This window comes from Winogradskyella sp. (assembly GCF_013213975.1).
In the GTDB taxonomy this organism is placed as follows: Bacteria; Bacteroidota; Bacteroidia; order Flavobacteriales; family Flavobacteriaceae; genus Winogradskyella.
Genome location: NZ_JABSST010000078.1, coordinates 1 through 15,371, shown reverse-complemented (window position 1 = coordinate 15,371; position 15,371 = coordinate 1). Strand labels below are relative to the sequence as shown.

Below are 15,371 nucleotides of genomic sequence, written 5' to 3'. Positions count from 1 at the left end.
ATAAATCTTTAACCAAACTAGGGTTTATTCGGACTCCATATTTAAAAAAGAAATCCTTAAGATTGAGATCACGTAAAATAGAAACACCAGAACCAGAATCGTTGTACAAGCTATCCTTATCCATAATCACAGCTTCGGTGAGCCATAGGCTTTTACCGCCATTCATGGTGTACTGGTCTAATACAAGTTTCTCGTTTTCACTAAACGCTTCACTTGGTTTGGCGGCTACGATTAAATCATAATGGTTTAATTTATCTAAAGTGCCTTGAGGATTGTTTGAAACGCTATCTAAGGTAAATGGTGCAATATTATAATACGGTTGAACTGTTTTAAGAAAATCTGCAATGTAGATATCATCTAATTGTCCATTGCCTTTAAGAATGGCAATAGTCTTAGATTTTGAATTTACCAATTTGCTAAACCCATCTGCAAACGCATACTCTAAACCTTGAATAGAATTAGTGATTTGTTCTTGTAAACCTTGCGTAATGCTTCGTTTTAATAGCGGAATTTTAACTGTTTCGTTATTGTAACTTGCAAAAGCCCAAGGAAAAATAAGCTCTTGAGTGACTTTTCCGGTACTATTATCCGTGTTAACATAAGGTTCCAAACCGGAACGCGTTAGCTCTTCAATATTGCGCTCGCGCGTTGCTTCATCTTCAACCGGATTTATAAAGTTGACTTTAATTTTATTGGTCTCCAGTTGAAATTCTTCAATTAGTTGTCTTACTTCTGTCTGAAGTAACCTAAACTCTGAGGGAAATTCACCTTCAAGGAAAATATCAATTATAAGTGGTGTATCAATATTTTGAACGATATTTTTTGAAGCTTCAGATAGCGTATAGCGCTTGTCGTTTGTTAAGTCAAAACGGCTATAAAATTGACCGGAAATGACATTAACCAAAATAAGACCAATAATCACAATCGCTATTTTTATGAGTGCCTTATTCTTTTTCATTCTTTTCAAAAGTTATGTCTTGTTGAAAGTGTTTTAGACTAGAAATTTTATGATCTGTAAATGTAATTTCGACACATTCTGTTTTGTCATTAAATGCACCTGGTTCTATACCCATGCCATAATTCCATTTATTTTCATCGTGTGCCTTTATTTCTTCACTCCATGTTAACCATTCATGTGGTCCTAAGAGTTGTTGTGCTTTTTCCTTAGTTAAGCCAATTAAAGTATCTGATGCTATAGTACTGTCAATCATCTCGTATCGTAAGTTGGGTTTTTCTATCCAAGCTTCACTATTAAAATATTTTTGATGATGGTAATTACTCACAATATTTATAAAAGGATAAAGCATATAGAAGTAAACAAAAGGAGTCAATACAAGACTAACAATTAAAACCAACCATTTACGCTTATCTACAGTTTTAAAAAATAAAAACAGCAATACAAAAACCACTATCATTGCTATGACTAAAAATGGTGTGATAATCATGACTTCTGAATCCTAAATTTTGTAAATATTAAAAAAGCTAATGCTATACTTATAAAATAGACCAGATCTCTAGTATCAATAACGCCACGACTCATACTATTGTAATGGGCTGACATTCCTAGATTTTCCATGTAGACAAAGTCTCCAAAGACGTTGTAGTTAGATAAACCTTCAAAACCGAAATACATGAAAAAGCAAATAAAAACTGATATGATAAAGGCTACAATTTGATTTTCTGAAAGGGTAGAGGCAAAAATGCCAATAGCTGTGTAAGCAGCAACAAGAAAAAGCAAACCAAAGTAAGAGCCAATGGTACTCCCCATATCTAGATTGCCTTCTGGATTCCCTAAACTTGAAACGGCATATACGTAAAGAAACGTTGGGATTAAGGCAATTAAAATTAGAACAAAAGCACCTAAATACTTTCCTAATACAATCTGAAAATGAGAAATGGGTTTGGTAACCAATAGCTCAAGAGTTCCTTGTTTTTTCTCATCACTAAAACTACGCATGGTCACCGCTGGAACTAAAAAGATTAAAATCCAAGGAGCTAAAAGAAAGAATGGAGATAAACTAGCTACTCCATTGTTTAGAATATTAAAATCACCTTTAAAAACCCAAAGAAATAGCCCATTTAAAACTAAAAACACACCAATGACCAAATAGCCAATTGGTGAGGCGAAGAAAGTGTTTATTTCTTTTTTAAGAATTGCTAGCATTTTAAATTCATTTAAGGCTCTCAAGCTTATTTACGCTCCAAGCCTCAGGTTTATCATTAAACAAGGGTTTGGTTTTAGCCCAAACCGATTTAAATAATTCTGAATGTCTATAGTTATTTAGATCATTTTCAGAATCCCAATAACTATACGTAAAAAAAATATTGGTATTGTTCTGATCGCGATACAATTCTAAAAAATTACATCCTTGAAAACCACGTATCTTTTTTTTGTTGGCTTCAAAATTAGCCAAGAATTCGGCAATCTTGAGCGGATCAAAACTCATTTTTACAATTCTTACTAACAATGTTTAAGATTTAATAAAATTAACGCTTACAGTATCCATAGTCTTTAGTCCCATTAAAGTTGAGGCACTTCCAACGGTACTGCAATTACTTTTATACACAGCAATTTCTAAATATCCCGAGGAATTAAAAACAACCATTCCTTTTCCTTCATCATGACGCTTAGATTCGTCGATTTCAAAGTTGACGATATCACTATACTTGCTATAGATTTTTTTGAATTTATGGTTGCGGGCAGAAATTTCATAGGTTCGAGTTTTCTGTACTTCTTCAAAAAACTTTTGCTTAATATTTGTCACCACATTACCATAATTATCAATATAAATTACACTGCCAATAATTTGATTTTTTTCATCATTTACAAAAGGAATCAAATTCTTAATGGGTTTGATAGTGTTAATAACTTTTCCGATTATCTCCAGGGTACCTCCTCGTGCAATATGGCAAGCTACTTTTACAAACACATCAAGTACAGGGAAACTTGTTTCAATTTTATCGTGGATGTTGATTTCAACAATTTTTTCAGGGGCAATTTCAGCACAGATCATACTCATAATACCGTTGTTAGCACATATAAAGTAATGGTCATCTAATTTAATTGCAATATGCTTATTATCAGGGCTTAACTCAGAATCAATTCCTATAATATGAATGGTGCCTTTTGGAAAACTGCTATAGGCATTTAATATGATGTAAGCCGCTTCTGAAATATTAAACGGTGAAACGGAATGAGAGACATCTACAATTCTTATATCAGACAATTCACTGTAAATAGCACCTTTAATCGCGCCAGCAAAGTGATCTTTTTCTCCAAAATCAGTGGTTAAAGTGATTATTGCCATGGATTAATTGTTGATATTTTTTTTAGAAATGAGGTTGTAAAATTGTTAGATTTGTTAGTACGCTCGCGTTACACAAAACTAAGAAAAGAAAACAGATTAACACACTAAATTTAGTAGCCTTTTGAACGAACTTATATTAGAACTTGAAGAAATAACTCCCAAAGAATTCTTCGGTGCCCAAAATGCCAATATTGAACTTCTCAAAAAGTACTTTCCGAAATTAAAAATAGTAGCCAGAGGTAATAAAATTAAAGCTTATGGTGATGAAGACTTATTAGAGGAGTTTGATACTAGAATGATGATGCTTATGAAGCATTTTGGTAAATATAATAAGTTAGACGAAAATGTTATTGAACGGATTCTTACCAGCAACAGTAGTGAGGATTATTCTACGTCGGCTAAGAGCGGAGAAGTTATTGTTCACGGTGTCGGAGGTAAGCTAATTAAGGCGCAAACTGTAAACCAACGAAAGCTTGTAGAGAGCATTCGTAAAAATGATATGGTCTTTGCAATAGGACCAGCAGGAACAGGAAAGACCTATACAGGTGTTGCATTGGCTGTGCAAGCTTTAAAGAGTAAAGAAGTAAAACGAATTATACTAACGCGTCCTGCAGTAGAAGCGGGCGAAAACCTTGGGTTTTTACCTGGCGATTTAAAGGAAAAGTTAGATCCTTACATGCAGCCATTATACGATGCATTACGTGATATGATACCTCATGAAAAGTTAGATAGTTATATAGAGAAGGGTGTAATACAGATCGCTCCATTAGCATTTATGCGAGGCCGTACTTTAGATAATGCCTTTGTTATACTGGATGAGGGTCAGAATACAACACATGCGCAGATGAAAATGTTCTTAACGCGTATGGGTAAAAATGCTAAGTTCCTATTGACAGGAGATCCTGGTCAAGTTGATTTGCCAAGACGAACAATTTCTGGTTTAAAAGAGGCTCTTTTAGTTTTAAAGAACATAGAAGGTATTGGTATGGTGTATTTAGACGATAAGGATGTGATTCGTCACAAACTGGTTAAAAAGGTGATTGCAGCTTATAAAAGTATAGAGAATAGAGATTAGACATGAGCAAGACAATAATCGATACTAATTTTAATTTCCCTAATCAGAAGAGTGTTTATAAGGGTAAAGTGAGAGAGGTGTATAACATTAATGACGAGCAATTGGTTATGATTGCTACCGATCGTTTAAGTGCCTTTGATGTGGTTATGCCAAAGGGAATTCCTTATAAAGGTCAAATCCTTAATCAGATTGCGACTAAGATGATGAATGCTACCGAAGATTTAGTGCCAAATTGGTTGGTTGCTACACCAGATCCTAATGTTGCTGTTGGTCATTTATGTGAGCCATTCAAAGTAGAAATGGTTATAAGAGGCTATATGTCTGGGCACGCTGCTCGAGAATATAAAGCTGGTAGACGATTACTCTGTGGTGTAGCCATGCCAGAAGGTATGAGGGAAAACGATAAATTTCATGAACCAATTATTACTCCAGCAACCAAAGCAGAAAAAGGAGATCATGATGAAGATATTTCGAGAGAGGATATTCTGAAACGAGGGATTGTTTCAGAAGAAGATTACCTTGTTCTTGAAGACTACACCCGTAAATTATTTCAACGCGGTACCGAAATTGCGGCAGAGCGTGGCTTAATTTTAGTAGACACCAAGTACGAATTTGGTAAAACCAAGGATGGTAAAATTGTACTTATCGATGAAATTCATACTCCTGATTCTTCGCGTTATTTCTATGCAGATGGTTATCAAGAACGACAAGATAGAGGTGAAGCTCAGAAACAATTATCTAAAGAGTTTGTGCGTCAGTGGCTTATAGCAAATGGTTTCCAAGGTCTTGAAGGACAAACAGTGCCGCATATGAGCGATGACTACATCGATACGGTTAGTGAGCGCTATATTGAATTATATGAAAATATAACAGGCGACACTTTTATCAAAGCAGACCTTGCGGATATTCAGAGTAGGATAGAGGCTAATGTTCTAGCCTATTTGAATCATTAGTATTCAGTGGTCAATGTTTCCATGTGGAGCTCAACGTGATAAGCCGTCCAAATTATTATTTCACGAATTGGCATTTTTTCCATAAGTGGGTGAGGTAAAATAAGCGTATCAAGGTGCTTATCGCTCATCTTTTTAGTTTTATATTGTAGTTTCTTGATTTCGGTTTAAAGCCGATCCAGAATATTGTTTTTATTTGAAAGCTGTGGAATCTTTATGTATTGAGAACCCTTTAAGGTTTTACATTTTGAGCCTTCTAATCGTTCATTAGAGCGTTTTTTAATTGCCTCAAAACCTCTAACATCTTAGATGACTTTTCCAAATTTATAGCGCAAGACTATTATTGGTGGATTTAAGGCATAATTGAGTAGCTTGATACGCTGAAGTAAATACAAAGCGTGCTGACCAGGTGCCCATTTATTTGCCCTCTGGACCTTACATCCAAGCCTTCTCTAGTTGATCCTTGAGTAAATTAATAAAGTCACGATGTTTTTCGTCTATTAATTCGGCGATATTTTCTTTATCCATGGGAAGCATTTGATAAGAAGGATAAGGGAAATAGTTGAAGCTTAAGCTCTTATTCGTCTGATTCCTTTTCTTGGATTACTACCTTATCCTTTTTGAAAATTGGAACCAGATAAGACAGGTTAAAACCAAAGCCAACCCCAAATCGACCACTATCAAAGGTGCGATTGAATCCAGGAATGTAAAGATTTTCATAATTACCTGGTGCTGTTTCCGTAATTAGTCCCTTGAGCTGCGCATTAATTCCAGCATAAAAATTATTAAATAACTCAGCTTTAATACCAATAAGAATTTCTAACCAAATAGCAGTTAAACCACTAAACTCTGTACCTTCTTCAACAGCGAATAAATCATCATTCCAATATTGATGATTGACATCATATATTTTGAAACTGTTTAATGTTTGACTAAAAGTACTTGCACCACCTCTAAAACCGATATAAATCATATTTTCCATATCTAACCAGTTTTTGTAGAAGTTGAGATCTATACCACCTTTAAAGTAGCTTCCTTTTGTGGTGTTGTTAAGGACTTCATTTTCTAAGGTGCGTTCTTCATTACCAATTTCACCAGCGAGATAAATTTTCTTGGTAAGACGGTAATCTCCCATGATTTCGAATCCTGTGTAATTGTCCTCAAAAAATGTTCTTGCGAGTTTACTCATATCAGCTCCAAGACGCAGACCATATTTTTGCTTATATATCAATGTGTCTGTTACCGTTTCATTCTCTTCTTGGCTGTATGCAAAAGAAGATAGTAACAACAAAATGATAAGGCTTCTAATGCAGAATACGTACGTGTGCTGAATTTTCATTTTCTATTTCTGTTGTTACTAATTCAATATTATTAATCCAGGTATCTCCATCTACCGGTTCTAAATCAATATCTAAATTATTGAATACACTTTTATAACCACAAGCTCTAGATACATAGATAAAGTTTGTAGTATAGGTTATTTCAATGATATCTACATCTGATTGAGTGGTATCATCTTCATCTAACCTTAAATTGGTATCTTTTTCTAAGATGTAACGTGTTGTAATAACATCATTATTGTCCAAATCTACAATTAAGGGCAACGATACAGTTGTGGAATTCTCATTGAATAATAACGTTCCCTCAGAGTTTTCTGTAGTTGGTTCAGTTGGTGTTCCATTTTCGTCAACAACTCTTCCTTCTCCATAAACGCTTATTCTAGGAACACTTTTTAAGTCGTCTGGATTATTGATGTCATAAAACTCAATTAGTAAGCGTGGAGTGGTAGAAACTCCTTCGGCACAGATGTCATCACGCTCGCAAGCCAACATAACAACTGAAAGAAGAAGGATTAAAATATTTAACTTTTTCATTAACTATTTTTCAAACAATACTACTGTTTCAATATGTGCCGTGTGTGGAAATTGATCTACCAAACTCATTTTCTTAATCTGGTAACCACTTTGATACAACTGTTCGGTATCTCTGGCCTGAGTAGCTGGATTGCAAGATACATAAACCAAACGTTCTGCGTTGAGGTTTATTATTTTTTTAAGGGTTTTAGGAGAGATGCCTGCGCGCGCTGGATCTAATATTATAGTTCTTATTTTATTAGTGTATTCTGGATGCTCTGTTAGAAACTTTCCAACATCAGCAGCATAGAATTTTAAACCTTCAATATTGTTACGTTTGGCATTCTGTTTTGCATCTTCAATTGCTGATGCAATGATATCCACTCCAACAATCTGAGCATTATTGGCCTTACTCGCAATTATCTGCCCAATGGTTCCTGTACCACAAAAAAGATCCAATACTACTGAATTGTCAATAGCTTCTTTAGTTTCTAAAGCGTAATCAACTACTTTAGAATAAAGCCGCTCTGCGCACTTTGGATTGGTTTGAAAAAAGCTCTTCATACTAATCTCAAAGTTTAAACCTAAGAGTTCTTCTACAATTTTGTCTTCTCCGTAGACTAATTCAATACTTCCAGTTGTTGCGATGGTTCTATCTCCAACTTCATCATTAATAGTATGGAGTAAGCCTGCTAATCGATTTCCAAATAATTCTAACAGCAATTTGGCAAAGGCATTCAAATCAAATTTTGGAAGATCGTAGGACGTGGTTACTAAATTAAAGAGTAGTTTGTCTGTTTTGTAGGATTTGCGAACCACTAAATACCTAAAGAACCCTTCTTTTTTAGGACCATGCCAAGGTGCTAAACCGGTTGCCTCACAATAGGTTCGGATCTGTTTAAGATGGTTTTCTACAGCAGCGTCGAACAATCCAGAATCTCTATTTAAATTATCACCACACCACCAGAGACCACGTCGTTTAAATCCCAAAGTAAATTCATCGACATCAGTTTTTTTAATTCTGTCATACCCAATGGCCGAGAAGCCATATTCCATTTTATTTCGATAGTGAAAGGTGTTTGGTGAACTTACAAATTCATCAAACTTTGATTCGATATCAGCAACTTTTCCAATGCGTTTAAACAATTCAAGCGTACTTTGCTTTTTATAGTCATGCTGCTTTTCAATAGGTAATTGAATGTAAGGTGCACCAGGAATGTCCTGATACTTAATATCAACTTCATCCTCAGAGGCTTCTAAAACATCAATTAATTTGGCTTCAGCATACTTCTTACTTGATTTTTTTATCTGTGCTTTTACAAGTTGTCCTGGAAGGGTGTTTGGTACGAAAATCACAAATTCTCCATAGTCATTTCTAATACGGCCAATACCTTTGCCACCAAAGGCATAGTCTTCAATACGTATTTCAATCGTTTCTCCGCGTTTTACAAATTTATTGCGCTCTCTTCTTGGCATGAATTGTAGATTAGGCTGCAAATATAGTTGCATTTTAGTAATTGCTTGAAATAATTAGATTCGATTTCTTATCCTTGAATTCCATAAATATTTAGTAATTTGCAGACCTCTAGGGATGATTTCTCTCCCACGCTGCTTTTTCAAGATTTCACCATGACTTCAAAATGGTACGCAAAATCTTCGAAGGAATAAAGGTAGAGCAGGAATAGTTGTTTTATTCACTTTAAATTTTTATTAAAATGGCTGTTTTAGACCAATTAACATCGCAAGAAGCGATTGATTTAGAAAACAAGTATGGTGCGCACAATTACCATCCACTCCCAGTAGTATTAAGTAGAGGAGAAGGTGTTCATGTATGGGATGTAGAAGGTAAACAATATTATGACTTTTTGTCGGCGTATTCAGCAGTTAATCAAGGACACTGTCATCCAAAGATTGTAAATGCCATGACCCAGCAAGCGCAAACTTTATCGCTTACCTCTAGAGCATTTTATAATGACATGTTAGGGCGTTATGAGAAGTTTGCATCCGAATATTTTGGTTTTGATAAATTACTGCCAATGAACACAGGTGCTGAAGCTGTAGAAACAGCTTTAAAGCTTTGTAGAAAGTGGGCTTATGAGGTTAAAGGAATTGACGAAAATGAAGCTGAAATTATAGTTTGTGAAAATAATTTTCACGGAAGAACGACAACGATTATTTCATTCTCTAATGATCCAGTGGCTCGTAAAAATTTTGGTCCGTACACAGATGGATTCATTAAAATAGAGTATGATAATCTTGAGGCTTTAGAAGATGCGCTAAAGACTAATAAAAATGTTGCAGGATTCTTAGTAGAGCCAATACAGGGTGAGGCTGGTGTTTATGTACCATCAGAGCACTATCTCGTAAAAGCGAAAGCACTTTGTGAGGCCCATAATGTTCTGTTTATTGCTGACGAAGTACAGACTGGTATAGCAAGAACAGGTCGTTTACTAGCGACTTGCGGTAATTGTAGTTGTTCAGATAAAAACTGTTCATCGACTCCAGAGGTTAAGCCTGATATCTTAATATTAGGAAAAGCACTTTCAGGTGGAGCGTATCCTGTATCTGCAGTTTTGGCAAATGACACGATTATGAATGTTATAAAGCCAGGTAATCACGGAAGTACTTTTGGTGGTAACCCTATTGCAGCAGCTGTTGCTATTGCAGCGTTAGGAGTTGTTAGAGATGAAAAATTAGCGGAGAACGCCTACAGGCTTGGTGAACTATTTAGGTCTGAAATGAATAAATATATTGAGAAGAGCTCAATTGTTAATTTAGTTAGAGGAAAAGGCTTACTTAACGCCATTGTAATTAACGATTCAGAAGATAGTGATACGGCTTGGAATATTTGCTTGAGACTGAGAGATCATGGTCTTTTAGCAAAACCAACGCATGGTAATATTATAAGATTTGCGCCTCCATTGGTAATGACAGAAGAGCAGTTACTGGATTGTGTATCCATCATTATTACAACTTTAAAAGAGTTTGAAGACTAAATCAATTTATACAATAAAAAAAGCGATTCTTAGAAGAATCGCTTTTTTTATTGATGATATTTATTATTGTTGATTTTGAGCGTTTTGGAACTCTTCCATCATTTGATTTACTTGTTCCATGTAAGCATCCCAACCACCCATTGCTTGAATAGAGTAGATAGACCAACATAAGTATAATATATTAATTATAAGAATAACCAAAGCAACTGTTTTAGCCGTTTTCATTGCATTTACCGAGCTAAGATCAAATGCTTCTGGGTTATCTGCAACTTTTTTGATTTGTGTGTGCGCTATTAAAAATGCAGCACCTGCTAAGATAAAGCCTAGCCCTGCAAAGCAACAGCATAAAAGACCAACAATAGCTAGAACATAGACTATGGCTGGGTTGAGTTTTTGTTGTTCCATATTAGATTATTTAAGATAAAGTTTAAGTAAATAACTGCCTACGATGACTACCACATTCAGTATAGCCAATATAGTAATTATTTTATTTCCGGTTTTAAAATTTTTAAAGGTATTTATGCCAATAAATCCAAATAGCGCAATTAACGAATAGAGCCCAGGATACATTAAAAAAGACTCTACTATATGTCCCTTAAGCAATAGTGCAATAGAGCGTTGTAACCCGCATCCCATACATTCAAAACCTAATAACTTTTTGTTGAGGCATGGCAGCATGTAATCTTCAATTCCTTTTATTAATATTAGCATAATGCTAATGTACACATTTGATAAAAAATAAACAGTCTTAACCCACCTAAATCTTATTTTTGTAAAAACTGAATGGAACAATGAATATTTCAAGAATTATAAACTTTGTATGTATAGTAGCTGGTGGTGTTGTAGCAGTCTACGCTCAGGCCGAAGAAAAACAGAACACCTATTTATTAATTGGAGGTATTGTTTTACTAATGTTTGGCATATACAGAACATCAAGAAATATTCCGAGTAAGTATGACAATAAGGAGGAAGAATCTTTTGTTAAATCGGAAAAGATAGATGAAGATTAAAGTTGGCGATAGGGTTGAAACCATTGATGATAATATATCCGGAATCGTAACAAAAGTATCTGGAGATCATGTTGTACTCTCAGATGAAGATGGATTTGAAATGGAATTTCAATCACGTGAGTTAATGTTGATTGAAGTTGAACAATCACTGGATAATGCCATTTTTAACACCGATATAGAGGCTGTAAAACAAGAAAAAGAAATACCAAAGCGAAGGCAAAAATCTGCACCAAAACCTAAAGCGCGGCATATTGCAAAATTTGAAGTTGATTTACACATCCATCAACTAACCGATTCTACAAAGGGAATGACTAATTTTGATATGCTCAATTTACAGTTAGATACTGCTAGAAGGCAATTAGAGTTTGCAATTAAAAAACGGATCCCAAAAATAGTTTTTATTCATGGAGTGGGAGAAGGAGTACTTCGCCAAGAATTGGAAACCTTGTTAAGTCGTTACAATAACGTACAGTTTTATGATGCTGATTATAAAACCTATGGTTTAGGGGCAACTGAAGTCAAGATTTTCCAGAATACCCAAGATTAGTCGTCTTCTGGTAATGTAAATGAGTATTCAAGTACACCAAAATCTAATTCTGTAGCAGACAAGATTTCTAAGTTAAAATCAGTTATAAAGAAACTTGCGCTTACTGTTCTTGTATATTCATTATCATCTCTAAAACCTGGTGATCCGTAATCTGTGGTCTCTAAAATGTTAAGATAATGTGCAATTGACACCCCATCATTAACAGAAATATCATTAATAGGATTAAAATCTTGGTCTTCGTCTTCATTTATAGTTGGTATACCATCACCATCATCATCAGTGTCTAGATAATCAGGTGATCCGTCACCATCGGTATCTTGAGGTGTCTCTCCATCACCTATTTCATTCTCGGTATTTACATTATCATTATCATCATCTTCATCTAGGTAATCTGGAATACCGTCAAGATCAGTGTCTTCAGCATTTGGATAATTACCATTCTCATCCGGTTCACCTCTCCCTTCATCCTCACTGGCGATACCGTCATTATCATCATCCTCTATGGTAACGGTGACAGCAATATTGCCTTGATCTGCTTCGTAGTCTTCAACTATGTTTAAACTTCCTGGTGGTACCACATCGCATAATTCACCTGTAGCTACAGCTCTATTGTAGGTTCTATATATGAAGCGATTAGATCCACCAATTAAGAACAATTCAGGTGTATCTGTTGGTGTAGCTTCAGTGAAAGGGAACTCTTGATTTGTACTTCTTGGAATGATTACGGATAAAGATTCGTTAGGATCTTCTCTTAAATCGAATATAAGAAAAGAATCGACACTACTATCGCAATACTCTAGTTCTTTGTCAAATTCTAAGTCTACAGTTATAATATCACCATCGTCACAGGCTGTTAAAAGTAGTAGGATAATTATCAAGTACAAACTAGGCTTCATAAACAATCATTTTGAACAAAAATAAAGGATTTGTAAAATTATAACGTGGCATTGACTAAATAATTTTATTTGCAATATTTTTGTAGCATGAAGCAAGTTTATTTAGATAATGCTGCAACGACAGCAGTTAGGTCTGAGGTGGTTGATAGAATGACAGAAGTGCTAAAGCATAACTTTGGTAATGCTTCTTCAACACATAGTTTTGGACGTTCCGCCAAGGCTTTACTTGAGCAGTGCCGAAAAAATATTGCAAGTTATTTTAATGCTACAGCCTCAGAGATTGTTTTTACGTCGGGTGGTACTGAAGCCGATAATTTAGCACTTCGAAGTGCTGTAAGAGATTTAGGTGTTACAGAAATGATTACCTCAAAAATTGAACATCATGCCGTTTTGCATACAGCTGAGCAGTTATCGAAAGAGTACAATACTAAATTAACTTTCGTGAATCTTGATGATTGTGGTTCTATAGACTACAATCATTTAGAGCAATTACTCGAAGCTTCAGATAAAGCCATAGTAAGTCTTATGCACGTTAATAATGAGGTTGGTAATGTTTTAAATCTTGATCGAGTGTCTCAATTATGTCAGGCTAATAATGCACTATTTCATTCAGATTGCGTACAATCTGTAGGGCACTTTAAAATTGATGTTAATATAACTCCTATAGACTTTTTTGCTGCTAGCGCTCATAAATTTCATGGTCCTAAAGGTGTCGGCTTCTGCTATGTTAGAAAAGAATCAGGTCTAAAGCCTTTAATTTTTGGTGGCGAGCAAGAACGAGGTTACAGAGCTGGCACAGAGTCAATTCATAATATCGTTGGAATGGATGAAGCACTTAAGTTGGCTTATGACAATTTGGAAGACGAGGAAACTCTAATTACTGGATTAAAGCATCACTTTATTCAAGGATTAAAATCTGCTGTTCCTGAGGTAGTATTTAATGGTGAGTGTGAAGATTTAAATAAAAGTACCTATACTTTAGTCAATATATGTCTACCTATTCCACAAGATAAGGCCTCCTTACTTCAGTTTCAATTAGATTTAAAAGGCATTGCCTGTTCTAAAGGAAGTGCTTGCCAAAGTGGAAGTAATCAGCGTTCACACGTATTGTCTGCAATATTAACTGAAGATTTGCTAAATCGCCCTTCAATTCGGTTTTCTTTTAGTGCTTTTAACACCAAGGACGAACTCGATTATGTGATTAACGTTTTAAAAGAATTTGTAAACTCAAACTAAAAGTCAACACTAATTTAGAGGTATTAGAATCTAGCAGATAACCTTAAGTTAAAAACCCTAGGAGTTAAAAAGTTTGGAATGGCAAATTGTCGTTTTGTATAAACGTCACGTACCCAAGTATTGGTAATACTATTCTGGTTATTGAACATGTTATAAATTTCAAAACCGAGCGACAATTCTTTAAATTTCTTTTTCCAACGTGCATTATAAGTTTTGGTCGGGTTCACCAGTTCCAAAGAAATTCCCAAGTCTGCCCGTCTGTAATCTCTAAGACGTATTTGAAAATCGTAGGGATCAGCGTAGCTCGGAGATCCACCAGGTACACCTGTATTGTATACAAGATTAAGGTACATTTTTAAATCAGGCATATTCGGTACATAATCCTGAAATAGCGCACCAAACTTTAATCGCTGATCTGTAGGTCTAGCTATAAATCCTCTATTTTCAATATTTTCTTCAGTTTTAAGATACCCGAAACTGAACCAAGATTCCGTTCCTGGAACAAACTCGCCATTCAAGCGCATATCCAATCCATAAGCATAGGCAGTTGCGTTGTTATTAGCTCTATATCTTATTCTAACGTTTTCTAAGGTGTATGGATTAACGTCTGTTAATCCTTTATAATAAGCTTCAGTCACAAGTTTAAAAGGACGATCCCAAATTTCAAAGCTGTATTCATTTCCAAATACAATATGGAAGGATTTTTGAGCCTTTACATTTGGTTGCACAACACCAGAGGAATCTCTGAGCTCTCTATAAAAAGGTGGTTGGTAATATAAACCACCAGCAACTCGAAAAAGCATGTCCTTATCCCAATTTGGTTTAATAGCAAATTGAGCTCTCGGGCTAAAAACGGTTTGCGTATTACTCTTAAAGTTTTCACCATTAACGGTCCAGTTATGCGCTCTAACTCCAATATTATAAAATACTTCGTTAGAACCCCATTCTGTTCGTTTACTATATTGCGCAAAGGCTTGCATACGATCAATTTGGACTCTATTTAAAGCACGAATATTTTCAAATGCTGTTAATGGTCCTTCGAAGGGTTGATAAGGTTGTAAATTTGGTGTACTAAAATTTGGTGGTCGAATGGAAAAGCCTGCAGAATCAATAATTTCATATTCAACTAATCGATCTCTTATATCTTCATGGGTATATTTTACAGACCACTCAAGTGTTGATTCTTCATCAATTTTATAATTGCCTCTGTGCTCAGCATTAACAATAAAAGCATCTAGATCATTTCTTGCATGGGTTAATTGGGAACCAATACCTTCACTAAATTCCACCTCACCTAGATCATCGTCCCCGATATTAGTGTTTACCTGACCAAGCCTGTATTGCGCAAAAATATCGAAGTACTCTTGTTCAATGGTATGATAAGCAGAGGTAATGAGTTTAAGCGTTAAATTGTCATTAACAAAGTAGTTGGCTTTAAATGCTCCAAAGTAGGTTTGATATTGATCTTCTTCATTACCTTCATAAAATACCAAAAGGGCG

Annotated in this window: 17 protein-coding genes and 1 pseudogene; 6 read left to right on the top strand and 12 right to left on the bottom strand. The window is 35.1% G+C overall.

The window, feature by feature from the left end; all coding sequences use genetic code 11:
• From gldG to HRU49_RS11895, 5 genes are all read right to left on the bottom strand, one after another.
• The coding region (gene gldG, locus HRU49_RS11915; protein WP_296357445.1) for a gliding motility-associated ABC transporter substrate-binding protein GldG at positions 1–958 on the bottom strand (958 nt) is incomplete at its 3' end.
• Positions 945–1,445 carry a hypothetical protein gene (locus HRU49_RS11910; protein WP_296357443.1) on the bottom strand — a complete coding sequence of 167 codons (501 nt, stop codon included), beginning with the start codon at positions 1,443–1,445 and terminating at the stop codon, positions 945–947. The genes HRU49_RS11910 and gldG, both read right to left, overlap by 14 nt.
• Positions 1,442–2,164, bottom strand: coding sequence for a gliding motility-associated ABC transporter permease subunit GldF (gene gldF, locus HRU49_RS11905; RefSeq protein ID WP_296357441.1), 723 nt, complete (start codon positions 2,162–2,164; stop codon positions 1,442–1,444). The genes HRU49_RS11910 and gldF overlap by 4 nt, the downstream gene beginning before the upstream one ends.
• 7 nt (positions 2,165–2,171) lie before the next feature.
• Positions 2,172–2,468 carry an antibiotic biosynthesis monooxygenase family protein gene (locus HRU49_RS11900; protein ID WP_296357439.1) on the bottom strand — a complete coding sequence of 99 codons (297 nt, stop codon included), beginning with the start codon at positions 2,466–2,468 and terminating at the stop codon, positions 2,172–2,174.
• A 3-nt stretch (positions 2,469–2,471) separates the two neighbouring features.
• Positions 2,472–3,308: an SAM-dependent chlorinase/fluorinase gene (locus HRU49_RS11895; protein WP_296357437.1), complete on the bottom strand. Its 837-nt coding sequence runs from the start codon at positions 3,306–3,308 to the stop codon at positions 2,472–2,474.
• Between the two features lie 121 nt (positions 3,309–3,429).
• Here HRU49_RS11895 and HRU49_RS11890 point away from each other — a divergent pair, with 121 nt between their 5' ends.
• The gene (locus tag HRU49_RS11890; protein ID WP_296357435.1) at positions 3,430–4,383 is read left to right on the top strand and encodes a PhoH family protein; all 954 of its coding nucleotides are present in this window, start codon (positions 3,430–3,432) and stop codon (positions 4,381–4,383) included.
• Between the two features lie 2 nt (positions 4,384–4,385).
• Entirely contained in the window at positions 4,386–5,336 is a 951-nt protein-coding gene (locus HRU49_RS11885; RefSeq protein ID WP_296357433.1) for a phosphoribosylaminoimidazolesuccinocarboxamide synthase, read from the top strand.
• 574 nt (positions 5,337–5,910) lie between these two features.
• Here the strand turns inward: HRU49_RS11885 and HRU49_RS11880 are convergent.
• The 3 genes from HRU49_RS11880 to rlmD are packed head-to-tail and all read right to left on the bottom strand — an operon-like array spanning position 5,911 to position 8,662.
• A complete protein-coding gene (locus HRU49_RS11880) occupies positions 5,911–6,624 on the bottom strand; it encodes a DUF6048 family protein (RefSeq protein ID WP_296357432.1) in 714 nt (237 codons plus the stop codon).
• A gap of 13 nt (positions 6,625–6,637) precedes the next feature.
• The gene (locus HRU49_RS11875) at positions 6,638–7,207 is read right to left on the bottom strand and encodes a DUF6452 family protein (RefSeq protein WP_296357430.1); all 570 of its coding nucleotides are present in this window, start codon (positions 7,205–7,207) and stop codon (positions 6,638–6,640) included.
• A 3-nt stretch (positions 7,208–7,210) separates the two neighbouring features.
• Positions 7,211–8,662 carry a 23S rRNA (uracil(1939)-C(5))-methyltransferase RlmD gene (gene rlmD / locus HRU49_RS11870; RefSeq protein ID WP_296357447.1) on the bottom strand — a complete coding sequence of 484 codons (1,452 nt, stop codon included), beginning with the start codon at positions 8,660–8,662 and terminating at the stop codon, positions 7,211–7,213.
• A gap of 239 nt (positions 8,663–8,901) precedes the next feature.
• Between rlmD and rocD the strand changes: the two genes are divergently transcribed.
• Positions 8,902–10,182 (top strand): ornithine--oxo-acid transaminase, encoded by a 1,281-nt coding sequence (gene rocD / locus HRU49_RS11865; RefSeq protein ID WP_296357428.1) that lies wholly within the window; start codon positions 8,902–8,904, stop codon positions 10,180–10,182.
• 63 nt (positions 10,183–10,245) lie between these two features.
• Here rocD and HRU49_RS11860 read toward each other — a convergent pair whose 3' ends face one another.
• Both HRU49_RS11860 and HRU49_RS11855 read right to left on the bottom strand, forming a co-directional pair.
• A complete protein-coding gene (locus tag HRU49_RS11860) occupies positions 10,246–10,587 on the bottom strand; it encodes a CCC motif membrane protein (protein WP_296357426.1) in 342 nt (113 codons plus the stop codon).
• A 6-nt stretch (positions 10,588–10,593) separates the two neighbouring features.
• A complete protein-coding gene (locus HRU49_RS11855) occupies positions 10,594–10,893 on the bottom strand; it encodes a DUF2752 domain-containing protein (protein WP_296357424.1) in 300 nt (99 codons plus the stop codon).
• Between the two features lie 80 nt (positions 10,894–10,973).
• Between HRU49_RS11855 and HRU49_RS11850 the strand changes: the two genes are divergently transcribed.
• Both HRU49_RS11850 and HRU49_RS11845 read left to right on the top strand, forming a co-directional pair.
• A complete protein-coding gene (locus tag HRU49_RS11850; protein WP_296357422.1) occupies positions 10,974–11,192 on the top strand; it encodes a hypothetical protein in 219 nt (72 codons plus the stop codon).
• The gene (locus HRU49_RS11845) at positions 11,182–11,739 is read left to right on the top strand and encodes a Smr/MutS family protein (protein WP_296357420.1); all 558 of its coding nucleotides are present in this window, start codon (positions 11,182–11,184) and stop codon (positions 11,737–11,739) included. Before HRU49_RS11850 ends, HRU49_RS11845 begins: the two co-directional genes overlap by 11 nt.
• Here HRU49_RS11845 and HRU49_RS11840 read toward each other — a convergent pair.
• Positions 11,736–12,635 carry a hypothetical protein gene (locus HRU49_RS11840; protein WP_296357418.1) on the bottom strand — a complete coding sequence of 300 codons (900 nt, stop codon included), beginning with the start codon at positions 12,633–12,635 and terminating at the stop codon, positions 11,736–11,738. The two genes, HRU49_RS11845 and HRU49_RS11840, sit on opposite strands and share 4 nt — an antisense overlap.
• 87 nt (positions 12,636–12,722) lie before the next feature.
• Between HRU49_RS11840 and HRU49_RS11835 the strand changes: the two genes are divergently transcribed.
• On the top strand, positions 12,723–13,871 hold the full coding sequence (locus tag HRU49_RS11835; protein WP_296357416.1) for a cysteine desulfurase family protein: 1,149 nt from the start codon (positions 12,723–12,725) through the stop codon (positions 13,869–13,871).
• A gap of 23 nt (positions 13,872–13,894) precedes the next feature.
• Here the strand turns inward: HRU49_RS11835 and HRU49_RS11830 are convergent.
• Positions 13,895–15,371 (bottom strand): annotated as a pseudogene (locus HRU49_RS11830) (TonB-dependent receptor); the annotation flags it as partial.